Source organism: Burkholderia sp. KCJ3K979 (genome assembly GCF_016759955.1).
Lineage (GTDB): Bacteria > Pseudomonadota > Gammaproteobacteria > Burkholderiales > Burkholderiaceae > Burkholderia > Burkholderia orbicola.
In genome coordinates, this window is the sequence record NZ_JACFYV010000014.1 from 34,987 (window position 1) to 57,895 (window position 22,909).

A 22,909-nucleotide genomic window follows, 5' to 3' on the forward strand; every position below is an offset into this window, starting at 1 on the left:
CGACCTGTTCACGGAGCGTCGTGACGATGCTGTCCCGTTCGGCAAGCGGCAACGCGCGCCGGCCCGCCGCGCGCCACTCGCAGGCTAGAAGCGATGCCGCAGCCCCGCCAGCACCGCGATCTGGCTGCTACGCCCCGCCCCCGCCGGTCCGAAGAAGTTGATCGCAACGGTGCCCGCATCGCCGGCCCGCCGCTGATAGACCATCGACATGTGCAGATCGGTGCGCTTCGACAGCAGGTAGGTGATGCCCGCATCCACCTGATGCCATCTCGGCCGGTCGCCGGTCGCGAACGACGTGGCGCCGCTGCCGGTATACCCATGGCCATCGGTGAAGATGTAGCCGACCCCCGCGATCAGCACCGGTGTGAAGTTGTAGCGCCCGTTGATCTCGTAGTTGTCGACGCGCAGGCTGTGGCCGCCGCGATAAGCGAGCCGCGTGTCGGTGACGACCAGGTTCACCGCTGCCGCGCCGAACGAATAGCCGGCGCCCAGTGCCGAGATGCGCTGACGCTCGACGAAGCCCGCGTTGTAGAAGAGGCTGGTCGAACCGCTGTACTCGTCGCCGATCGCGCCGTTCGGATTATTCCCCGACGACGCAATCCCCGCCGACGGATTGTTCAGTTGCAGATAGCTCGCGACCACATGCAACGGTCCGCGCAGGTAATCGAGCCCGAAGCCGTACGCGCGGTTGTTGGCGAAGCCTTGGCCGGCGCCGCCGCCCGCCTGGTTGCTGAATGCATAGAGCGCGCCGAGCTTCAGTCCCGCGAGCGGACTTACCTCGTACTTGACGCTGTTGTTCAGGCGAAACGTCTGGAAGCTGTCGTCCACGTCCCCGATGTGCGCGCCGTAGATGCTGCCGAACTGAAGCCATGCCATCAGCGGTGCGACGTAGTCGAACGTGTAGTCGTACTGACGGCCGAGCGTCAGCTTGCCGTACTGCTTGCTCGACAAGCCGACGTACGCCTGCCGTCCGAACAGTCGGCCGCCCTGCGACGACGTGCCGTTCAATCCGCTGAACCCCGCTTCGAGCTGGAACACCGCGGAGAGGCCGCCGCCGAGGTCCTCGCGTCCGAGGAAACCCAGGCGGTCACCGCTGCCCCAGCCGGTCGCCATCGACCAGCGTGAGGCGCCCTGCGCCTTGATCGACGACGCGACCGTATTCGTCCAGGCAATGCCCGTATCGATGATGCCGTACAACGTGACCGAGCTTTGCGCATGGGCCGTCAGCGGCGCCGCGAGGGCGCAAGCCACCGCAGCAGTGCAGACTGCTGTTTTCATCGTGCTTCTCCGGTTTCGATGGAATGAGGTGATGCGGATCGAAGGCGGCGGGAACGCGCGGCGGGCGCGAACGCGCCGCATGCATCGCACCGGCGACCGTGCGCGAGCGCGCGCCGCGCCCGGCCAGCTCCGCCGCTGCCGCTGTTCCTAGCGCTCCGCCGCGGGTAGCGGCGGCTCGGCGCCGGCGGGATCACACGCCGCGAGCCCGTCGTCGTGCGTGTCGCCGGGCCGGTACATGCGACCGAGCACGAACATCAGCGCCGCGACGGTGACGACCGGCAGCGCCGCGACCTGGAACAACTCGCGCACCGGCACATGCCCGGCGAGCAGCATCCCGCCGATCATCGGGCCGGAGATCGAGCCGATCTTCGCCACGCCGATCGCGGTGCCGGTGCCTTTCGAGCGGAAGCTGGTCGGATAGACGATCGACGCGACGGCATTGAGACCTGCCTGGGTGCCGGCGACGCAGAAGCCGACGCCGAACACGGCGGCCGTCAGCCAGGCGGTCTCGAGGTTCATGCCGAGCGCCGCGACGAGCGGAAAGCCGACGAGCGGCAGACAGGTGACGAGCCGCACGCCATGGCGGTCGATGAAGCGCATCAGCACGAGGCCGCCGAGCGTGCCGCCGACGGAGAACAGCGTCGTCATCAGCGCGGCGCGATGCGCGGCGACGCCGGTCGCCTCGATCAGCACCGGCAGCCAGTTTTGCAGGAAGAACAGCGCCATCGAATTCGCGATGTACGCGAGCCACAGCGCGGTCGTCACGTAGCGCAACCGGCCGGCGAACAGCATGCGCGGCGAGAACTTCGCGACGCGGCGCTCGTCGGTTACGACGAACCGCGCCTCCGGCGGCAACGCGAGTTCGGGTCGCACGCGCGCGGCGGTCGCGGCAATGCCGTCGCGGGGCCAGCCCTTCAGTACCTGATAGCGCAGCGACTCCGGCATCACGAACGACAGCGCGGCGGCCACCACGAGCGGCGCGAGCCCGCCGACCACGAATACCGCGGGCCAGCCGAAGTGCGGCACGAGCCACACGGCAACGCCGCCGCCGAAGCCCGCTCCGAGCGTATAGCCGGTGAACATCAGCGTGACCCAGGTCGCCCGCAGCCGCTTCGGCGCGAATTCCGACACGAGCACGAACGCGTTCGGCACCGCGCCGCCGATGCCGATGCCCGCAGCGAAGCGCAGCCACAGCAGGTGGTCGACACTCGACGCCCATGCGGTCGCGAACGTGATGAGCCCGTACCAGCATGCACCGAACAGGATTGCGCGCTTGCGCCCGATCCGGTCGCCGATATAGCCGAACAGGATCGAGCCGATCATGATGCCGAAGACGTTGGCGCCGAACACCGGCCCGAGCACGCTGCGCTCGATGTGCCAGGCGCGAATCAGCGAAGGCGCGGCGAACGCCAGCGCACTGAGCTCGTAGCCGTCGGTCAGCATCACGAGCCAGGTCGACGCGATAAGCAGGATCGCGAAGCGGCCGATTCTCTGTTCGTCGATCAGGCGCGACACGTCCACCGTGCGCGCATCGGGCAAGGTTTGAATCATCGTCTCCTCCTCAGGTGCCGCGTCGGCGCGCCGGCAGATCCCGGCGCGTCACGCGTTCCTTCGTTTCGTCTCTGGCCGGCGCGGCAGCGGATGCTGGTTGCGAGCCTCCTCGCGGAGCGCCCGATGCACCTCTTTGGTATTGCCGCGCGGCCGGCGGGTCGTGCGTCAGTGCTTCAGATGCGGCGGATCGATTCGATCGACATTGTCGGCGAGCCGCTCGCGCAGCAGGCCGCGATCGATGTCGTGGACACTGCCGCCATCCGCGAGATCGAACGCGTGCGCGGCCGCCGCGCCCATCGCGATGCACGGCCCCATCACCCGCACGCTCGACAGCGCGGTCGCGTCCGCGTCGATGCAGCGGCCGACCGCGATCAGGTTGTCGGCGTCCTTCACGACGAGGCTGCCAAACGGCACGGTATGCAGATGGTCGTCGCCGAACGGCTTCCATTCGTAGCCTTCGGCGCGATCGTGCAATTCGATCGGCCAGGAGGTGCGTGCGACCGCGTCCGGAAACTGCCGGGCGGCGATCACGTCTTCCGAGCGCAACTGCTGGGCGCCGACGATCCAGCGCGTCTGCCGGATTCCGGGCAGCCCGTAGCTGCGGATGTGCGCGTTGCGATAGATGTGCGGATACTCGGCGCGCAGGAACTCGAACGCGCGGTCCGCCTGGTCGCGGCCGACGAGCGCGGTGCGCGACGCCGCCATCGGTTCGAGCGGCGTCTCGATGTGCGTCATGTTCGCGATGCCGATGTTGCGGCCGCGGAAATAGAACACGAGCCCATCCTTGCGCTCCAGCCCATACGTGTGCGCCTTTGCCTCGACGCGCTCGCGAAACGCGGGCGGCGTCGGCAGATCGGTCTCGTCGAGGTTCTCGAGCACGATCATCTGCGTGCCGCGAATCGGCGTTTCCGGCTCCTGGCAGTCGAACCCGGCCAGCCACGTGAGCGCGGCATCGCCGCTTGCGTCGACGAAGCCGTCGGCCGCGATGCGTACGTCGCCGTAGCGCGTCGCGACGTCGAGCTCGCGCACCCGCCGCCCTTCGCGCACCACGTCGCGCAACACGGCGCCGAGCACGACGGTGATGCCTGCGTCGAGAATCTTCTGCTCGATCCAGCGTGCGAGTGCGACTTCGTCGTACAGCACGACGGTCGTCAGCGGCCCCTCCTTGTAGTGCAGCGCGCCCTTCTCGCCGAGATCGCGCAGGATGCCGTCCGCGATGCCGTGCGTGACCTGGAACCGCCGCGGCCCGTTCGAGAACAGCCCGCAGAACGTGCCGATGATCGAGTTGACCGCCTGGCCGCCGAGCGCGGGCAGGCTGTCGACCAGCACGACCTTGCGGCCCAGCGCGGCCGCTTCGAGCGCAGCCGAGGTGCCGGCGATGCCCGCCCCCACGATGCACACGTCGGCGTCGAGTGTCCAGCCCGTCGGTTGGCCGTCGCGGCGGACGATACGAGTACCAGTGTTCAAAACATGCTCTCCTTGAAAATCCATCGCGGTGGCGCGCGGGCGAAGCCGCGCGCCGGAATCAGGTGCGGCTGCGCTTGAGCACTTCGACGACGCCGCGCTCGGCATCGACGCGCACCCAGTCGCCCGTTTCGATCACGTCGAGCGGATCGATGTCGAAGTCGGTCAGCGATGGCGCGTGGCTCACCACCGCGCCGAGCGCGATCTTCGTGGTCATTTCGTTGAACAGCATCGCGGCCGGGGCGGTGCCCGCGATTCGCGCGATATGGAACTGGCTGGACCATCCGGACGAACCCTTCGCGCCGGGAAACACCAGCACCTTGTTCGCGAAGCTCTGGCCGCGCAGTTCGTGACGCGTCTCGATGATCGTGCCGGTGCGCGGATCGATGCCGCCCCAGCCGGAGATGCGATCGCGTGTGACGAGCGCCTCGCCCTCGATACGGCCGCCGACCACCTTGCGTCCGCGCAGCACGATCGGCGTGCGGGCTTTGCCCGTCATTTCGTGAATTTCGTGATGCGTGCTCATGCCGCCAGCCCTCCGTTCCAGCGGCCGCTCACCGCAGCCTCGATGCAATCGGCCGTGGTGCCGAACCACGCCTGCACGCCCATGATCGCCGGCAGGTAGTGCGCCTGCTTCGCCGAATCGAGCGCGACGACGCGCGTGCCCTTGGGCATCACGCGACCGATCGCCGAGCACGTGTCGGTCATCAGCACCCCGCCCGCGTCCTCGATCAGCTTCGTATAGCCGGCCTGGTCCGCCAGCTGGCGGGTCGCGCGCGCGGTGAAGATCCACAGCTCGGTATTCGTGCCGATACGGCGGCCTTCGAGCAACTGGCAGACCTCCCAGATCTGCTCGATCGAATAGTGCGGACAACCGAGCATCACGAAGTCGACCTGGGCGTCTTTCGCGGTGGTGTTGACGCGCTCGTACGCGATGCGCCGCTCGGCCGCGCCGTAGCGGATCGTCTCGAGCGGCTTGCGGCCGCGAAACGCTTCGTCGCGCGTGCGTGCCTCCGGCGTCTGGCCGACGATGTGGTACATCTCGACGCCGCCCGACGAAGCCGCGGCCGCGCCGAAGTGCTTGAGCTTCGGCAGGTTCGGCACGTCGCGCAGGCCGTCGATCACCGGAATGCGGTCCTGCACGCATTCGCCGACGTAGTAGCCGAGCAGCCCCCAGTCCTGCACCGTCTTCACGTCGACGTCGAGTTCGATCAGATGCGTGCCGCCGCGGTTTTCGTCGAGGTGCAGGCCCCAGTACGGAATCTTGCCGGTCAGCATCGCGGCGCCGGTGCTCTCGCGCCCTTCGGCATTGGTGCGCGCGCCGAGCACCGCGTTGATGTAGATGACCGCGGACGACTCCATCCACGCGCAATGCTCGCCGCGCACCGGCACGTTGCCGGTCAGGTACGGCGCGCAGGTATTGAGCGGCTGGATGCCGAGCCGCCCGGTGAACGCCTCGCCCTGGCGGTACAGCTTCACGATCTCGCCGTCGATGCCCTGGCGCCCCGCATGCTGCGGGTCGAGCCCCTGCTGCAGGTGGCTGCTGAAGACCTTCGCCTTCGGCACCTCGACCACCTCGGGGCTATCGAGGTTGAATTCGGAAAACACCGCGTCGAGGCCGCCGTGCGTGGCCGCGTAATCGCGCAGGAACGGCATCGTCGCGCCGACCGTGCCGCACACGTTGTTCGTGTCCACCAGGCGCGACGCGCCGAGCGCTTCGCCGTAGCGCACCAGCAGATCCATCGCGCGCTGCACGGCCGCGCCGTCACGGCCGTCGAGCATCGCCTGTTCGTCGTCGTTCAACTGCATTAGCGTGCTCCCTGTACAGGTTCGAGTTGCTCCGCCGGCGCCGTCACGTATCGGTCGAGGTCGACCGTCGTCGCGCGCCGCAACTCGCGGCGCACCGACAGATCGTGACGGCGGCCGCGGTGCAGCGTGCAGCGGTTGTCCCAGATCACGAGATCGCCGGGCCGCCAGCGATGCGAATACACGAAACGGCGCGCGGTCGCATGTTCGAGCAGATCCATCAGCAACACGCGGCCTTCGGCCAGCGTGCGACCGACGACATGCGTCGCGTGCGCGCCGATGAACAGATGCCGCCGCCCCGACCCGGCGTGCTCGCGCACCAGCGGCCAGCGCACCGGCGGCAGCGCGTTGCGTTGCGCGTCGGTGTAGTCGGTATCGCCGAGCAGGAAGCGCGAGTGCAGCGCGTAGTGCTCCGCTTCGAGCCCGTCGAGTTCACGTTGCTCGCGAGGGTCGAGCGCATCCCACGCGGCGCGCATGTCCGCGTACTCGGTCTCGCCGCCCCACTCCGGCACGACGACCGCATGCAGCATCGAATAGCGCGCCGCCGGCTGCTGGAACGAACTGTCGCTGTGCCACAACTGATTCGCGAGATTGCCGACGATGCGTCGATGCGCGCGGTCCGCGATCTGTCCGGACTCGTCCACGTTCGAGATGTCCGCGAGTTCCTGGTATGCGAGCCGCGCATGCGGACGCGCGACGCGCTTGAAACCGACATCGAGCGGTCCGAGCGCGCGCGCGAACGCGAGCTGCTGGTCCTGCGTGAGCGGCTGAGCGCGGAACACCAGCACCGCGTAGCGGTTCATCGCGGCGTCGATCGCGCATGCGAGCGGTTCGGACACGGGCGCGGTCAGATCGATGCCGCTGGCGAGACCGACGAAATCCGGACGCGCGGCGTCAATGGGAACGACTTCAAGCGACATGGGCAGCTCCTGTTTGAGCGTTGTCCGGCGCGGCATCGTCGCCGCGGCGATGCAGGCGGCCGAGCGCGAACGCGAGGAGCGCGACGAAGGCGACCGGTACCGCGCCGAGAAAGAACATCCGTTCGACCGGCAGATGCGCGGACATCAGCATCCCGCCGATCACCGGCCCGGCGATCGCGCCGATCTTCTGGATACCGACCGCCGCGCCCGTGCCTTTCGCGCGCAGCGCGGTCGGATAGACGAGTGCCGCGACCGCGTTCAGGCCAAACTGCGTGCCGACCACCGTGAAGCCGGTCAGGAACACCGCCGCGACCAGCATCGGCGCGGGCAGTCCGGTGCCGAGCAGCGCGACGAGCGGCGTGCCGACGAGCGGCAGCACGGTGATGATGATGGCGCCGCGCGTGTCGACGAAGCGCATCAGCGCGAGCCCGCCCAGCGTGCCGCCGACCTGGAACATCGTCGAGACGAGTGCCGCGTCGCGCGGTGCGAGGCCCACGCTTTCGATCAGCACCGGCAACCAGCTGCTGAGAAAAAACAGCGCCATCGAGTTCGCGATGTAGACGGCCCACAGCACCGGCGTCAGCGCGCGCAGCCGGCCCGCGAACAGCAGCCGCAGCGAGCCGTCGCGGCGGCGCTCGTGCGCGTGATCCTGCGAAGCGCCGCCGATCACGAAGCGGGCCTGCGGCGCGACGGCGAAGCCCGGTGCGATCCGCGCGACGATTCGCGCGACTTCGGCATGACGGCCCTTGAGCGTCAGGAAGCGGATCGACTCCGGCACCGCGAACCACAACATCGCGCTCGACACGAGCGGTGCGAGGCCGCCGATCACGAACACCACCTGCCAGCCGAACTTCGGCACGAGCCACGCCGACACGAGACCGCCCACGCTGCTGCCGATCGTATAGCCGCTGTACATCAGCGTGACCCACGTCGCGCGCCAGCGCTTCGGCGCGAACTCCGTCGTATAGGCGATCGCGTTCGGCACCACGCCGCCGATGCCGATGCCCGCCAGAAAGCGCAGCACCAGCAGCTGTTCGAGGCCGGTGGCACGCGACGCGGCGAGCGTGAAGCCCGCGAGCACGACGCTGCCGATCACGATCATGCGTTTGCGGCCGATCACGTCGCCGAGATAGCCGAGCACGAACGCGCCGATCATCGTGCCGAATACGAATGCGCCGAACACCGGGCCGAGCACGCCATGCTTGAGGTGCCACGCGCGGCTCAGCGCCGGGGCCGCGAACGCCATCGCGGCGAGGTCGTAGCCTTCGGTCATCATCATCACGCCCATCGCGACGATCAGCAGGACACCGAAGCGGGTGGTCTGCTGCCGCTCGATCACCGTGCCGATGTCGATTACGGTTTCGCCGCTCATCTCAACGCTCCCGCGCCGGCCGGTCCGCGCCGAGCACCGCGCCTTGCGGCATCGTGCCGACCGTCGCGCGGTAGATTTTCAGCCAGCCGGTGTCGTTGACCGGCGCGGGACGCTGCCATGCGGCGCGGCGGCGCGCCAGCTCGGCTTCGTCGACCTTCAGGTCGCAGACGCGCCGGTCCAGATCGATGTCGATCGTGTCGCCGTCCTCGACGAACGCGAGCGGGCCGCCAGTCGCCGCTTCCGGCGCCACTTCCGCGACCACCAGCCCCTTGCAGACCAGCCCCGACAGATGTCCGTCGGTGAGCATCGCGACCTGCTCGGACAAGCCCGCGCCGTCGATCGCGAACACCACGCGCGACGCCCCGCCGCCCATCGCCGGGCCGCCGCACACGCCCGCGCCGCGCATCACGACGACCTTGCCCGGCTGCACGCGGCCGTCCTTGATCGCGGCGATCGCGTCGTCGGAGGTCGAGAAGCAGATCGCGTCGCCGGTAAACGTGCGCTGCTTGGTCGGCGAGATGCCGAATTTGACGATGCCGGCCTGCGGGGCGAGGTTGCCGCGCACCAGCACGATGGCCGGATGGTTCGCGAACGCGCGTTGCGGCGGGCGGATCACGTCGTCGTCGGCGATCGTCGCCTCGGCCAGGTTGTCCTTCACCGTGCGCCCGGTCACCGTCAGCGCACCGGTGTCGAGCCACGCTTCGAGCCGCTTCATCACGCCGCGGCCGCCGCCCGCCGCCTCCAGTTGCTCGATCGTGTGCGAGCCGACCGGACGCACGCCGGTCAGCACCGGGATCTGCGCGGCGAATGCTTCGAACAGCGCGTACACGTCGACGTCGAGCCCGCCTTCGGCCGCGACCGCCTGCAAGTGCTTGACCGTATTGATCGAGCCGCCGACCGCGAGCACCGTCTTCACCGCATTCGCGAACGCGCCGTGCGTGAGGATGTCGCGCGGCTTCAGGTCGTCGCGCACCATCTCGACGATGCGCGCGCCGGCTTCGCGCACGAACGCGAACATCCGCTCGCTGTTGGCGGCGACCGGCGTGCTGCCGGGCAACGACATGCCGAGCGCCTCGCTGACCATGTGCATCGAGTTCGCGGTGCCGAGCCCCGAACACACGCCGGGGCCGCGAATCGCGTTCTGGCTCATGCCGATCAGGTCCTCGACGGGCAGCTTGCCGGTCAGCGCATGCATCGCACCGACGAACACGTCCTCGATGTCCACGTGCTCGCCGCGATATTCGCCGCTCGGCTGATAACCGCACGCGACGACGATGCTCGGGATATTCAGCCGCGCGGCGGCCATCAGCTGGCCCGGCACGGTCTTGTCGCACGACGCGAGGCACACCATGCCGTCGAGTTGCGCGCCCTCGACGGCCACTTCGATGTCGTTCGTGACGAGGTCGCGCGCGGCCAGCATGTAGGCGCCGCGTGCGCCCGCGCCGGTGATGAAGTCGCTCGGCGCCGCGGTGCGGATCTCGAACGGCAGCGCGCCCGCGGCACGGATCGTCTGTTTCAGTTGCGCGGCGATGCCGTCGAGATGGCTGAAGCAGGTGGCGAGTTCGGACGAGGAATTGACGATGGCGATCTTCGGCTTGTCGAGGTCTTCCTCGCTGATGCCGAGATTGCGCCACTGCGCGGCGCGCACCGCGCCGAGGTAGGAACCGCGCGGGAAATTGCTGCGCAACGGGCGTTGCGGCTTGCGTCCATCGGACATGGTGTCTCACTCCTTTGTTGTGGAAACGATGGTAGGAAGCCCGATAAAATCCGTCAATTATGTGAAATCGATAGGTATCATCCAAACCATGGATATTCGTCAGGTCGACCTGAATCTGCTGAAAGTGTTCGATGCGCTGCTGAAAAAGCGCCATGTGACGCAGGCGGGCGTCAGCATCGGGCTCAGCCAGCCGGCGATGAGCTATGCGTTGTCGAAGCTGCGCGAGCTGTTCGAGGACCCGCTGTTCGTGCGCACGGGCCGCGGCATGGAGCCGACGCCGCGCGCGCAGGCGCTCGGCGAGCCGGTGGCGCGGCTACTGGATCTGGTGCAGACCGAAATCCTGCCGATGCCCGAGTTCCGCCCCGCCGGGTCGTCGCGCAACTTCGTGCTGTGCATGTCGGACATCGGCGAAATGGTGTTCCTGCCCCGCCTGGAGAGCTTTCTCGACAAGGCCGCGCCGCACGTGAGCATCAAGACGGTCGCGCTCAGCATGCCGGAGCTGGAGGAAGGGCTGGCGAGCGGCGACGTCGACCTCGCGATCGGCTACTTTCCGGGGTTGAACAGCGAATCGCTGAAGCGCAAGGCGCTGTACCGGCACTCGTATGTGTGTATCGCCCGCGACGATCATCCGGAAATCGGGGACACGCTATCGCTCGATCAGTACCGCGCCGCCGCGCACGTGATGGTGCATCCCGAAGGCCGCGAGCAGGACGTGCTCGCCCGCACGCACGAGCGCCTCGGGATTCGCGTCAACGTCCGCTTCAGTACGCCGCGCTTCATCGGCGTGCCGTTCGTCGTCGCCGGGTCGGACATGATCGCGGCGGTGCCGCAGGCCGTCGGGCGGCGCTTCGCGGAGTTCGTGAACGTCAAGCTGCTGCCGCTGCCCTTCCCCGCCCCCACGTACGAGCTTTATCTGCACTGGCATCCGCGCTTTCATCACGAGCCGGCCAACCGCTGGATTCGCGACGCGATGAGCGAACTCGTCAAGGGGCCGATGCAGCACGAGCCGTTGCCAAATACGAAGCGGAAGCGTTCGGCGGCGGCACGGTAGGCCGGCCAGGCGGAAATGGCTAGCGGGGCCGGTCGCGAAGCAGCAGGCGCGACCCGACCTCCACGATCGACGTAATCGCCGGCAGCAGTTCCTGGCCCAGCGACGTCAACTCGTATTCCACCGACGGCGGCGACGTCGGCAACACGCTTCGCCGGATCACGCCCCGCTCCTCGAGATCACGCAGCCTGCCGGTCAGCACCTTCGCGGTGATGGTCGGGTTGTCGCGCCGCAACTCCGAAAACCGACGCGAGCCATTGCTCAGGCACCAGATCAGTTCGGGCGTCCAGAGGCCGCCGATCAGCGCCATGCATTTCGACATCGGGCAGCCGGGAAGCGGCTCCACCTTCTTTCGCATTCTCAAGCCCATCGTCGTCCCGGGATGGTTTCCATTTGGTTACTTGAAAATGATGGTAACCGATGGATAGGTGGTTTCCAATGGAAACCTTCATCCCTACACTGGGAGCCTCACCCACCGATTCACGGAGAGAATGAACATGTATGCAATAACGGGAGCATCCGGGCAACTCGGGCGCCTTGTGATCGATGCCTTGCTTGAAACCGTGCCAGCCAGCCGGATCGTCGCGGCGGTCAGGAATCCCGCGAAGGCACGCGACCTCGAGGCGCGCGGCGTGGTGGTGCGCGAGGCCGACTACACGCGGCCTGAAACGCTCGCCAGCGCGTTCGTCGGGGTCGACAAACTCCTGCTGATCTCGTCGACCGAAGTCGCCGGGCGCCTGCCGCTGCATCGCGCGGTGATCGACGCGGCCCGGCGGGCGGAAGTCTCGCTGCTCGCCTATACGAGCATGCTGCACGCCGACACCTCGCCCGCCCGACTCGCGATCGAGCACCGGCAGACGGAAGAAATCATCGCGGCCGCCGGCCTTCCCGCCGTCATCCTTCGCAATGGCTGGTACACCGAGAATCATCTGATGGCTCTCCCCGCGGCGCTCGAGCACGGCGCGTTCATCGGGGCCGCGAAGGACGGGCGCTTCTCTTCCGCCGCGCGCGAGGACTATGCGGCGGCCGCGGCCGTGGCACTGGCGACGGACGGCCATGCAGGAAAAACGTATGAACTGGCGGCGGACGATGCGTTCACGCTCACGCAACTGGCTGCCGAGGTTTCGCGGCAGTCCGGCAAGCCCGTCGTGTACAACGATCTCGCGCAGGACGCTTATGCCGACGCGCTGACGAGCGCCGGGCTGCCGCCCGAGTTTGCCGGCGTCCTGGCCGACGCCGACGTGGCCGCGTCGCGCGGTGCGCTGTTCGACGATGGCGGCGCCCTCGCGCGACTGATCGGTCGACCCACGACGCCGTTGGCGAGCGTCGTCGCGACCGCGCTGCGCGGTTGAAGCGAGCAGGTGCCTGGGCGGCGCCGGCCCGCGCCGCTCGACGGCGCGCAGTGTGGCCGGCGCCGATACAGCCGCATCGATCGCGCCAGCCGCGCTACTGCGCGTGGCCCGTCGGCGCCGGCGCAAGCGTACGTTGCGGCGCGGTGCGAATCACGCCGACCGGCGACGCGCGGAGTGCACGTCCGTTGACGTCCACGGTGGCACGCGGCTCACAATCGGTAAATTCGCAGTGCATTGCGGACGAACAGCGCGTCGCGCTCATCGTCGCCGGCTCCCGCGACGATCGCCGCATAAGCGTGCCACAGCGCCCGATAGCCGGCATGGAGCCGATCGACCGGGAAGTTCGACGCGAACATGCAGCGCGCCACGCCGAACACGTCGATGGCCTCGAGCACGTACGGGCGGAAACTTTCGACCGTCCAGCGATGGTCGAACATCGCGAGCCCGGACAGCTTCATCGTCACGTTCGCCCGCCGCGCGAGCCCGCGCAGTCCGTCGCGCCATTCGCGCCAGCCGTGCACGCTGCTTCGGTCGACGAACATGCCCGTGTGATTGACGATCACGGGCGTGTCGGGGTGCGCATCGATGACGGCAAGCGCAGCGCCGACCTGGGCAGGGTACAGCTGCAGGTCGAACGACAAACCGAACTCGCTCAGCATCCCGAAGTTCTCTCGCCAGCGCGGCTCGGCCAGATAATTCACGTCGACGTAGTTGTACCAGGGGTCCGGATGCCGGTTCAACACCTGCCGGATGCCGCGCACGTTCGGATGCGCCGCCGCGCCGGCGAGCCGGATGCGTGCGTCCGGCGCGAACAGGTCGACACCCGCGACGATGCCGTCCGGCATCCCGCCGCTCGCCGGCGCATCGGCAAGCGCCTGCAGCCAGTCGACTTCGCTCGGCGTCGTCCACGCATCGTGGATCGCCTCGACATGCACGACCTTCAGCACGTCGATATCCGCGCCGGCGTCCGCGCGCAGGTCCGCGGGCTGGTACCGGCGCGGCAATTCCGCCACCGCGCCCGAGAACGCCGGTTGGGCACGATCGAGCCAGCCGTAGCTCAGCGCGTCGGCGTCCCAGAAATGGACATGGGGATCGACAACCTGCATGTGGGCTCCATGAGTTGATGCGACACGATGATCCGCTGCAACGGGTCGGCACACGTCGAACGTGGCCGCCCGTCGAGCGGCCGGCCTCATTCCAGATGAAACATCGGCTCCAGCGCTTTCTCGACCGGGCGCCCGTCCGGCCCGGTCGCCATCAGGTCGGCCATGTACGCCCACCAGCGACGCATCACGTCCGTTTCGGCGAGTTGCGCGATCCGGTGATCGGCCGGCCGTTTGAGCACGGCGAACAGGTGATGGGTGTCATCGTCGAGAAAGATCCAGTAGTCCGAGATACCCGCCGCACGAAGCGCGTCGGCCAGTTCCGGCCAGATCGCATCGTGCCGGCGCCGGTATTCGTCCCGCTTGCCGGGTTGCAGGCGCATCCTGAAGGCGATCGTTTCCATGGTCATGCGTCGTCGTTTCACTGAAGGTTCACGTACATGCCGCCGTCGACGAGCAGCGCGGCGCCGTTCACGTAGCGCGCCATGTCGGACGCGAGAAACACGACGCAGTCGGCGACGTCGTCCGGCTCGCCGAGGCGACCGAGCGGAATCCTGCGCTCGAAGTACTCGGTCTTGCCGGGCGCGGCGAGATCGTCGTCGTTGATTTCGGTCCGGATCGTGCCGGGCAGCACCGAATTGCAGCGAATCCGGTGCGGCGCGAGCGCGACCGCGCACGACTGCATCAGCGCATGGACGCCAGCCTTGGTCGGCGTGTAGTGTGTCTGCATGCCGCCGCCGACCAGCGCGCTGATCGAGCTGGTCGCGACGATCGCGCCGCCGCGCCCTTGCGCGGCCATTTGCCGGGCGACGGCCTGGGTCATGTAGAACGCGCCGTGCAGGTTCACTTCCATCGTTCGTTGCAGCAGCTCGGGCGGCAAGTCCAGGAAGCCGTGGAACGGGCAGATTCCGGCATTGCTCGCCAGCACGTCGATCCGGCCGAATCGCTCGACTGCGGCCGCGACCAGCGCGCGCGCCGTGTCGGGCTGCGCGACGTCGCCCGGCACGGCCAGCGCGTCGCGCCCCGTCGCGCGGATCGCGTCGACGAGCGCGTCGATCTCGTGCTCGGCCTGCGCGGGCAGCAACGGATTCGTCCAGTAATTGACGACGATGTCGGCGCCATGCCGAGCACACGCCAGCGCGATCGCACGGCCGATCCCGCGCGATCCGCCCGTCACGACGACGATCCTGTCTTCGAGCAACTTCGTCATTGCGCCCTCCTCTGCCTCGACCATCGCGCGCGCCGCAGCGGCTGCCGCGCCGTTCGAGCCGGCCACATCACGATGCGGATGCACGCATTCGCGCGCTCAGTGTTCGTACGGACGCTGCATGCGCACGTCCGGATTCAGGCGCACGCCGAAGCCGGGCGTGTCGGGCACCTTCATCCGCCCGCCGACCGGCACCGGTTCGTCGAGCAGCAGCGGATCGAACATCGGCACGACGCGATCCGCCTGCGGCGCCATCATCAGGAATTCGGCAAACGGGCTGTTGTGGCGCGTCGCGACGAAGTGATAGCTGTAGACCGACGAGCCGTGCGGAATCACCAGCACGCCGCGCGCGTCGGCGAGCGCCGAGATCCGGATCAGCTCGGTGAGCCCGCCGCACCAGCCCACGTCCGGCTGAATGATGTCGCAGCACTCCATCTCCAGCAGCATCCGGAAGCCCCAGCGGGTCGCCTCGTGCTCGCCGGTCGTGACGAGCATGCCGCGCGGCACGTCGCGGCGCAGCTTCGCATAGCCCCAATAGTCGTCGGGCGGCAGGCATTCCTCGATCCATTTCAGGCCGAGCGCGTGCGCTTCGTGCGCGAGCCGCGTCGCATACGGCACGTCGAGACTCATCCAGCAGTCGAGCATCAGCCAGAAATCGGCGCCGACACGCGAACGCATGTCGGCAAGCGCGTCGAGATTGCGGCGCAGGCCGGCCTCTCCCTCGGCCGGGCCGTGATGCAGCGGCAGCTTGCCGCCGATGAAGCCCATCTCCTTCGCGAGATCGGGCCGGGCACCGGTCGCGTAGAACTCGAGCTCGTCGCGCACCTTGCCGCCGAGCAACTGGTGCACGGGCTCCCGCCGGACCTTGGCGAGCAGATCCCACAGCGCGAGATCGACGCCGGAGATCGCATTGAGCACGACACCCTTGCGCCCGTAGTACAGCGTCGCATGGAACATCTGATCCCACATCTTCTCGATGTCGGTCACGCGCTGCCCTTCGATGAAGCGCGCGAGATGCCGCTCGACGATGAACGCGCCGATCTCGCCGCCGGTCGTCACCGCGAAACCGACCGTGCCGTCGCTGGCCTCGACCTCGATCACGAGCGTGCCGAGCACGTTGATGCCGAACGACTGGCGGCTTTGCCGGTATTCGGGGTAGCGCGACATCGGCGTCGCGATGTGGTCGTCGATCCAGTGACCGGCATCCTGATCGTGGTAGTCGGCACCGCCACCACGCACCGTCAGCGCGCGGACCGCGCGTATCGTCGGCATGCTCATTCTTCGGGTTCCTTGGTTGGGTCATCGAGTGCGGCGGCCACGCGTACGCGTCGTGCGCACGGACCGCGGCGGAAATCGCAAGGTCGTGCTGCGAGGCGGCCGCGTCAGCGTGCCCAGCGCAGCACCAGCGCGTTGAGCCGTCGCGCGATCTCGATCAGGCCCGCGCGCGTGGCCGGATGCAGCGGCGCGAGCGGACGGCGCGGCGCGTCCGATGCGATCACGCCGCCCTCCTTCATCAGCGCCTTCGCCGCCAGCAGGCCGGCCTGACGGTTCTCGTAATTGATCAACGGCAGCCATTGCTCGTACTGGGCGACTGCCTCGTCGCGCTGCCCGGCGAGATACGCGGCGAGAATCGGCCGCAGCCCGTCCGGATAACCGCCGCCGAGGATGCTGCCGGTCGCGCCCGCATCGAGATCGGCGAGCAGCGTGATTGCTTCCTCGCCGTCGAACGGCCCCTCGATCGCGTCGCCGCCGAGCGCGATCAACTCGCGCAGCTTCGCCGCCGATTGCGGCACCTCGATCTTGAAGTAGCGCAGATTCGGAATCGTGTGCGCGATACGCGCCAGAAACGCGGCCGATACCTGCGTGCCGCTCATCGGCGCATCCTGGTACATGATCGGAATCGCGATCGCGTCGGAAAGCTCCGCATAGAACTGCTCGATCGCAGCCTCGCCGCAACGAATCGTCGCGCCGTGGTACGGCGGCATCACCATCACCATCGACGCACCGGCCGCCTGCGCGGCGCGGCTGCGCGCCGCGCAGATCGCCGGACTGAAATGCGTGGTCGTCACGATCACCGGTACGCGCCCCGCCACGTGCTCGAGGATCGCGGCGATGAGCCGCTCGCGCTCGTCGTCGGTCAACGAAAACTGCTCCGAGTAGTTCGCCAGGATGCACAGGCCGTCCGCTCCCGCGTCGATGATGAAGTCGACACAGCGCTTCTGGCCCGGCATGTCGATCTCGCCCGACTCGGTGAAGATCGTCGGCGCGACGGAGAACGCGCCCGTATAGCGGCGGTGAATCGGCGTAGGCAAGTTCATCTGGAATCCTCTCTTATAATCAGTGATCCGAATTGTATGGCGCGTTCATCGTGCGCCGATGCCGCGATAAATCACGCGTCACACGCGCCCGTACCGCCCTCGCAGCCCGTCCGTCACGCCGCAATAGATCGCCTTCAGCTTCAGTCGCTTGTTGCGCGCATGCAGCAGCACGAACGCGACGTGCTTGAGCGTGATGAGATTGATCAGCAGCATCGCCGGATAGCGCCGCCAGTAGTCGCGCGCGACGAGGATGCAGTTGCGCGCCGCATAGTAGTGGCGCAGCGCGCTCTGATCGAAGATCTCGACGCGCGGCCAGTGCTGCTGCGCGGACGGGCTGCCGAGTTCGTGGGGCAGCGACACGTCGGCGTTGACGCACACCGGTACGCCGTGCGCCTGCGCGCGCATGCAGTATTCCGCGTCGACGTGGTCGATGAAGAAGTCCTCGCGAAAGCGGCCGAGCGCACGATACGCGTCGAGCGAGATCGCGGTGCCCGACGAGATGATGACCGAGCACGACAGCAGGCCGTGCGCGCCGCCGTGGATCGGCGTGATCTGCGCGGACCACCGGCGCACCGTGAACAACGGCAGGTCGCGCTGAAAATTGCGGTTGAAGATCCGCGGGCCGACCAGGAAGCGGCTGTCGCCCACCCGCGCGCAGCCGGCCAGCATGCGATCGAAATAGTCGTCCGGAACGTGCGAATCCTGGTCGAAGATGAAGAAGACGTCGCAGCCGCGGCCGATCAGGAATTCGACGCCGGCGTTGAACGCACCGGCGATACCGCCGCGATTGTGATTCGGGATCACGTCGACGCCGCCCGCAGCGAGCCGTGCGTACAGCGCGGGATCGGCGACGGGCGAATTGTCGACCGCGACGACGGCGGGGCTTTTCGCGGGCAAGGTCAGCAAATGCTCGATCTGCGCGGCGGAGGGTTTGTACAGCGTGACCAACGTACCGTGTGGCATGACGGCACCTCGTGACGATCAGGTAGCGATGCGCCGCGCCGGTCGATCCGGGCGGCCCGTCCTCCTTTGCACGACTGCTTGTCTCGTCGACCGGCCGGTCCTGCCCGTTCGCGTGCGGCACGCGAGCGTCGCACGCGCCGCAGCCGGTCTTTCCTTATTTTGCGTACAGCTTGACGACGCTCGCCTGGACGACGCGCGTGATCTCTTCCATCCGCCAGCGGATATGCGTGTCCGTCAGCGTTGTGCAGCGCGCCGCGTCGCGTTCGGCGAGCGCATCGAGAATCTCGAGATGCTCGGTAAACGCCTCGTTGCGTCGCTGATCGACGTCGACCCAGCGCACGTAGTGAATCCGCGCGTTGATCCCTTGCAGCACCCGGCCGATCTCGGCATTGCCCGACAACGCGGCGAGCTCCAGGTGAAACTGCTCGTCCTTGACGACCAGCTCGGCCGACGACATCCGCGCGGCATTCTTCATCACCTGCTTCCAGAAGCGACGCAGCGCCTTGATGTCGTTGTCCGACGCACGCTCGCACGCGAGCATCACCGCGGTCGTCTCGATCGAGCGACGCAATTCGAACAGATCGAACACATCCTTCCCCTCCAGTTCCCGAATGAAGAAACCGCGGTTCGGCACGAACACCAGCAAATTCTCGGCAACGAGCCGGTTCAGCGCCTCGCGAATCGGCGTACGACTGACGTTGAAGCGCTCGGCAAGCTCCAGCTCGTTGAACCGTTCGCCCGGCCGGATCTCGTACAGCACGGCCATCTGTTTCAACTGCTCGTAAATCTCGTTGACCGTGAGGCCCGTGCGCGTGGGCGCCGCGGTCTCCCGGCCAGCCATAACGGAAGTCGACATCTCGTCTCCTGGTTCCACCTGTTGTCACCGCGCGTCATTATCCATCGGCAATTTGCCCGCGCGCGTCTTTTTACCTGCACGAGCCATGGATCAGCGCATCAGCAGGCTGCCGAAGCCCGGCACGGGGTCGTCGATGCCCGCGAGCCGCAGCGCGTGCCATGCGAGCGCGTGATTGCTCGACAGCACGGGTTTGCCCGCCCGCGCCTCGATGTCGGCCAGCGCATCGACGATGCGCAGGCTCGTGCACGACACGAATACCGCATCGACGGCCGGATCGGCGGCGAGCGTCAACACCGCGTGCTCGATCGACGCGCGCTCGATCCGGGCGACCTCGTTGTCGTCGCGGTGCTCGAACGAGCCCACCCGCACGATATCGACGCCGCGCGCACGCAGGTACGCGGCCATCGCATCGTTGATCGCGCGCTCGTACGGCGTCAGCAGTGCGACGCCGCGCGCACCGAGCGCCGTCAGCGCGACGCGTGCCGCGGTAATCGGCGTGGTGCACGCGACGCCGGGCCGCGCCTCGCGAATGCGCTCGAACACACGCTCCTCGCCGAGCACCATCGACGCCGACGTGCAGCCGAACGCCACGACGTCGAGGCGCTCGCCCGGCCGGATCAACTCGACCGCCGCGCAGATGCCGCCGTCCATCCGCGCGAGCGTTTCGGCCGTGATTTCGGCCGAATTCGCGATCCGGCTTTCGTAGAACGCGACGCCATCGATGGCGAGCAGACGTCGCCACTCGTATTCGATCGTATGATCGGTCGCCAGCACGACGAGGCCGATCGCCGCGCGCCGCGCGATGCCGGCGTCGAGCGAGAAATCGAAGCGGGCGTACGCATCGCGCGCCGGGCCGGCGCCGACGCCCGGATCGGACGTCTGGGGGGTAGAGAGAAGTTCGCTCATTGCAGGGTCATCCCGGTGATGTCGATGTCGGGCCGCTTGCCGTGGATCAGATCCGCCACGATCTTCGCGGTGCCGCACGACATGGTCCAGCCCATATGGCCGTGGCCGGTGTTGAAAAACAGGTTGCGGTGCCGGGATGCACCGATGATCGGCGTACCCTCCGGCGTCATCGGCCGCAGCCCCGCCCAGTACGACGGCTTCGCGTAGTCGGCGCCGTTCGGGAACAGTGCCCGCGCGGTCGCGAGCATGTGCGCGAAATCGCCCGGCGAATGCGTGGTGTCGTAGCCGCTGAATTCGGCGGTCGCGGTCAGCCGCAGCCGGTCGCCGAAGCGCGCCCAGGCGACGAGCTGGTTCTCCTCGACGCCGCCGAGCGCCGGCGGCTCGTGCGTGTCGCCGATCGGCAGCGTGACCGAGTACCCCTTGACCGGATAGATCGGCAGCCGGTAGCCGAGCGCGCGCGCGACGCCCGGCGAATACACGCCGAGCGCGAGCACGTAACGATCGCCGCTCACGCGACCCTGCGATGTTTCGACGTAGTCGATCGCGTCGGCGCTCGCGCGCACGCCGTCGATCGACGTGCCGAAGCGAAATTCGACGCCGAGCGCACGACAGCGCTCGGCGAGCGCACGGGTGAACAGATGCGCGTCGCCGCTCTCGTCGCTCGGGCAATGGATCGCACCCGCGATCCCGGCCGCCGCGTGGCGCAGCGCCGGCTCGCGTTCGACGGTGGCCCGCGCATCCAGGATGTCGAGCGGCAGACCGTTGTCGGTCAGAATCCGCATGTTCGCGACGCCGCGCTCGAACGACGCCGGATCGCGATACAGGTACAACAGCCCGCCGCTCGTGCGGTCGTACTCGAGCAGCTCGTCGCGCGTCGCCTGCTGAAGCCGCTGCTGCGCATAACGGCACAGCCGCACCTTGATCGACGTGTTGCGTCGCGAGCGCTCGGCCGTGCAGTTCTGTAGGAACAGCGCGCACCAGGCCCACATGCGCCAGTCGGGCGTCCATTTGAGCCGCAGCGCCTGGCCGTCGGCGAACAGCGACTTGAAGAGGATCTTCGGCGCGCGCGGCGACGCCCAGGTATACGAATGGCCAGGCGCGATCAACCCCGCATTCGCGAAGCTGGTTTCGAGCGCGACGCCGTCGCGACGCTCGATCACCGTCACCTCGTCGCCGGCCTTCGCGAGAAAATATGCAGTGGTCACGCCGACGATGCCGCCGCCGAGCACGATCGTCTTCATCGTCCGGTTCTCCTGTACTAGCTCGCGGCAATCGCCGCGATCTCGACCGTGTACTGGGGAAACGCGAGCTTCGATTCGACGCACGCGCGTGCCGGTGCGTCGCCCTGCGGCACCCACGCGTCCCACACACTGTTCATCTCGGCGAAGCTGCGATAGTCGGCCAGCCAGATGCTCGCGGATACGATCCGGCGCTTGTCGAGCCCTACGCCTTCGAGCAGCCGGTCGATCTTGTCGAGAATCTGACGGGTCTGTCCGGCCACGTCGAGCGACGTGTCGTCCGCCACCTGGCCCGCGACGAAAGCCAGTCCGCCCGCGACCACCAGCTGGCTCATCCGTTCACCTACGCCGTATCGCTTGATCTCCACCATCTGACTGCCCTCCGAGGCCGTATCGAGTTGGGCAGATTTAAGCACTGCAATTCACATCTGTATACACTTTTTTCAGAAATATTCTCGATTGCTCCACATTGGAGCGCGCGTGCACCACGGCTATTCGCGATCTTTATCTGCGTGCATAAATGCGTGAAAACAGGGCAATTTTTCTGTCATTCACAGGGCTTTTGCGATTCTTCGCAGCCACTCGAAAATTTATTTGCAAACGATTTTTGATCTGTGATTCTGTCGACACTTCTGTATATCAAACCATGCCGCCAGCCGTGCGGCCGACCATGCGACGGGAGAACGAAGATGAAGGCAAGTCAGTGGAGTGTCGGTATCTGGATCGCGCTCGGTGCGGTTGCGTCGGGCGCTGCGCATGCCGACGTCAGCGTGGGCGCGGTGCTGCCGCTGACCGGCGCGAGTGCGTCGATCGGCGAAGACCAGCGCCGCGGCATCGAGCTCGCCGTCGCGCAGATCAATGCGAAAGGCGGCGTGCTGGGCCAGAAGCTCGCCGTGCGCATCGAGGATTCGGGCGGCTCGGCCAATACCGCGCTCGACGCCGCACGCAAGCTCGCGACCGTCGAGCACGTGCCGGTCGTGCTCGGCGAATTCTCGTCGTCGGTGACGATTCCGGTCGGGCAGTTCCTGGTGCGTCAGGGCGACGTGCACATCAACATCGGCTCGTCGAGTCAGCAAGTGCGCAAGATCGGCGCGGGCTCGTTCAGCGTGATCGGGCTGGACGACCTGTCCGCGCGCTTCGCCGCGCAGGACGTGTATGCCCGCAAGCTGCGCCGCATCGCACTGATCGCGCCGAACAACGGCTATGGCCAGGGCATCGCGGGCGAATTCAGGAAGCGTTTCGAGGCGCTCGGCGGCACGGTGGTGTCGACGGTGCTCTACACGGAAGGGCAGTCGACCTATCGCCGCGAGCTGGAGCAGGCGTCGCGCGCGCAGCCTGACGCGTACGTCTACAGCGCCTATGGCCAGGAAGCCGCGACGCTGAACCGTCAGGCGTTCGAGATGCGGCTCAACCAGCATCCGTGGTACGGCATCTATCTGACGATGTGCACGAGCGACACGCCCGCGCAGATCGCGCAAGGCCAGATCGGCCTCGAGGTCGCCGCGCTTGGCGCGGGCGCGAAAGCGTATGCGAGCGCCTATCAGGCCGCGTACAACGAGGCCCCGCGCTCGGCGTTCGGCAGCTATGCGTACGACGCGACGCTGTTGTCCGCCGCCGCGATCGGCCGCGCGCAATCCATCGAACCGGCGAAGATTCGCACGGCGCTCGCGGCATTGGGCAAGTCGTATACCGGCGTGACCGGCGCGATCGCGTTCGATGCCGACGGCCAGCGGGAAGTCCAGCCCTACGAGAAGGTGATCTACCGCCAATCGGTCGTCGCGCAGCAGTGAGCGACCGCCCGCCTGGATAA

Annotated in this window: 22 protein-coding genes; 3 read left to right on the plus strand and 19 right to left on the minus strand. The window is 67.5% G+C overall.

The window, feature by feature from the left end:
* Positions 1 to 84: 84 nt before the first annotated feature.
* The 8 genes from H3O04_RS05680 to ilvD all read right to left on the minus strand — a co-directional run bounded on the left by H3O04_RS05680 (position 85) and on the right by ilvD (position 10,108).
* The gene (locus H3O04_RS05680) at positions 85 to 1,278 is read right to left on the minus strand and encodes a porin (protein ID WP_023476622.1); all 1,194 of its coding nucleotides are present in this window, start codon (positions 1,276 to 1,278) and stop codon (positions 85 to 87) included.
* A gap of 147 nt (positions 1,279 to 1,425) precedes the next feature.
* A complete protein-coding gene (locus H3O04_RS05685) occupies positions 1,426 to 2,829 on the minus strand; it encodes an MFS transporter (RefSeq protein WP_202587305.1) in 1,404 nt (467 codons plus the stop codon).
* 165 nt (positions 2,830 to 2,994) lie between these two features.
* Positions 2,995 to 4,320, minus strand: a complete 1,326-nt coding sequence (locus H3O04_RS05690; RefSeq protein ID WP_006481250.1) for an FAD-dependent oxidoreductase — start codon at positions 4,318 to 4,320, stop codon at positions 2,995 to 2,997.
* Positions 4,321 to 4,354: 34 nt separating this feature from the next.
* Entirely contained in the window at positions 4,355 to 4,819 is a 465-nt protein-coding gene (locus H3O04_RS05695) for an aconitase X swivel domain-containing protein (protein WP_006481249.1), read from the minus strand.
* On the minus strand, positions 4,816 to 6,102 hold the full coding sequence (locus H3O04_RS05700) for an aconitase X (protein ID WP_202587306.1): 1,287 nt from the start codon (positions 6,100 to 6,102) through the stop codon (positions 4,816 to 4,818). Before H3O04_RS05700 ends, H3O04_RS05695 begins: the two co-directional genes overlap by 4 nt.
* On the minus strand, positions 6,102 to 7,019 hold the full coding sequence (locus H3O04_RS05705; protein ID WP_023474527.1) for a TauD/TfdA dioxygenase family protein: 918 nt from the start codon (positions 7,017 to 7,019) through the stop codon (positions 6,102 to 6,104). The genes H3O04_RS05700 and H3O04_RS05705 overlap by 1 nt, the downstream gene beginning before the upstream one ends.
* Positions 7,009 to 8,391: an MFS transporter gene (locus H3O04_RS05710; protein WP_006481246.1), complete on the minus strand. Its 1,383-nt coding sequence runs from the start codon at positions 8,389 to 8,391 to the stop codon at positions 7,009 to 7,011. The genes H3O04_RS05705 and H3O04_RS05710 overlap by 11 nt, the downstream gene beginning before the upstream one ends.
* Before the next feature lies 1 nt (position 8,392).
* Entirely contained in the window at positions 8,393 to 10,108 is a 1,716-nt protein-coding gene (gene ilvD, locus H3O04_RS05715) for a dihydroxy-acid dehydratase (protein ID WP_202587307.1), read from the minus strand.
* 88 nt (positions 10,109 to 10,196) lie between these two features.
* Between ilvD and H3O04_RS05720 the strand changes: the two genes are divergently transcribed.
* A complete protein-coding gene (locus H3O04_RS05720; RefSeq protein ID WP_023474529.1) occupies positions 10,197 to 11,159 on the plus strand; it encodes a LysR family transcriptional regulator in 963 nt (320 codons plus the stop codon).
* 19 nt (positions 11,160 to 11,178) lie between these two features.
* Here H3O04_RS05720 and H3O04_RS05725 read toward each other — a convergent pair whose 3' ends face one another.
* A complete protein-coding gene (locus tag H3O04_RS05725) occupies positions 11,179 to 11,514 on the minus strand; it encodes a winged helix-turn-helix transcriptional regulator (protein WP_237666189.1) in 336 nt (111 codons plus the stop codon).
* Positions 11,515 to 11,653: 139 nt separating this feature from the next.
* Here H3O04_RS05725 and H3O04_RS05730 point away from each other — a divergent pair, with 139 nt between their 5' ends.
* Positions 11,654 to 12,508, plus strand: coding sequence for an SDR family oxidoreductase (locus H3O04_RS05730; RefSeq protein WP_034175604.1), 855 nt, complete (start codon positions 11,654 to 11,656; stop codon positions 12,506 to 12,508).
* Positions 12,509 to 12,717: 209 nt separating this feature from the next.
* On the opposite strand, the gene H3O04_RS05735 is transcribed toward H3O04_RS05730, so the two are convergent.
* From H3O04_RS05735 to H3O04_RS05780, 10 genes are all read right to left on the minus strand, one after another.
* Entirely contained in the window at positions 12,718 to 13,614 is an 897-nt protein-coding gene (locus H3O04_RS05735; RefSeq protein WP_202587309.1) for an amidohydrolase family protein, read from the minus strand.
* Positions 13,615 to 13,700: 86 nt separating this feature from the next.
* Positions 13,701 to 14,015, minus strand: coding sequence for an L-rhamnose mutarotase (gene rhaM, locus H3O04_RS05740; RefSeq protein WP_023474533.1), 315 nt, complete (start codon positions 14,013 to 14,015; stop codon positions 13,701 to 13,703).
* 17 nt (positions 14,016 to 14,032) lie between these two features.
* Positions 14,033 to 14,821 carry an SDR family NAD(P)-dependent oxidoreductase gene (locus H3O04_RS05745; protein WP_027810880.1) on the minus strand — a complete coding sequence of 263 codons (789 nt, stop codon included), beginning with the start codon at positions 14,819 to 14,821 and terminating at the stop codon, positions 14,033 to 14,035.
* A 96-nt stretch (positions 14,822 to 14,917) separates the two neighbouring features.
* Positions 14,918 to 16,096, minus strand: coding sequence for an L-rhamnonate dehydratase (rhmD, locus tag H3O04_RS05750; protein WP_012336767.1), 1,179 nt, complete (start codon positions 16,094 to 16,096; stop codon positions 14,918 to 14,920).
* 104 nt (positions 16,097 to 16,200) lie between these two features.
* Entirely contained in the window at positions 16,201 to 17,136 is a 936-nt protein-coding gene (locus H3O04_RS05755) for a dihydrodipicolinate synthase family protein (protein ID WP_202587310.1), read from the minus strand.
* A 78-nt stretch (positions 17,137 to 17,214) separates the two neighbouring features.
* Positions 17,215 to 18,099: a glycosyltransferase family 2 protein gene (locus H3O04_RS05760; protein WP_006481237.1), complete on the minus strand. Its 885-nt coding sequence runs from the start codon at positions 18,097 to 18,099 to the stop codon at positions 17,215 to 17,217.
* A 154-nt stretch (positions 18,100 to 18,253) separates the two neighbouring features.
* On the minus strand, positions 18,254 to 18,955 hold the full coding sequence (locus H3O04_RS05765; protein ID WP_011549803.1) for a GntR family transcriptional regulator: 702 nt from the start codon (positions 18,953 to 18,955) through the stop codon (positions 18,254 to 18,256).
* A 90-nt stretch (positions 18,956 to 19,045) separates the two neighbouring features.
* On the minus strand, positions 19,046 to 19,861 hold the full coding sequence (locus tag H3O04_RS05770; protein ID WP_027810884.1) for a maleate cis-trans isomerase family protein: 816 nt from the start codon (positions 19,859 to 19,861) through the stop codon (positions 19,046 to 19,048).
* Positions 19,858 to 21,102: a D-amino acid dehydrogenase gene (locus tag H3O04_RS05775; RefSeq protein WP_237666190.1), complete on the minus strand. Its 1,245-nt coding sequence runs from the start codon at positions 21,100 to 21,102 to the stop codon at positions 19,858 to 19,860. Before H3O04_RS05775 ends, H3O04_RS05770 begins: the two co-directional genes overlap by 4 nt.
* 17 nt (positions 21,103 to 21,119) lie before the next feature.
* Complete coding sequence (locus H3O04_RS05780) at positions 21,120 to 21,470, minus strand: RidA family protein (protein ID WP_012336771.1); 351 nt, start codon at positions 21,468 to 21,470, stop codon at positions 21,120 to 21,122.
* 318 nt (positions 21,471 to 21,788) lie between these two features.
* On the opposite strand from H3O04_RS05780, the gene H3O04_RS05785 reads away from it, so the two are divergent.
* Positions 21,789 to 22,889, plus strand: coding sequence for an ABC transporter substrate-binding protein (locus H3O04_RS05785; protein WP_043886349.1), 1,101 nt, complete (start codon positions 21,789 to 21,791; stop codon positions 22,887 to 22,889).
* The last annotated feature ends 20 nt before the right edge of the window (positions 22,890 to 22,909 follow it).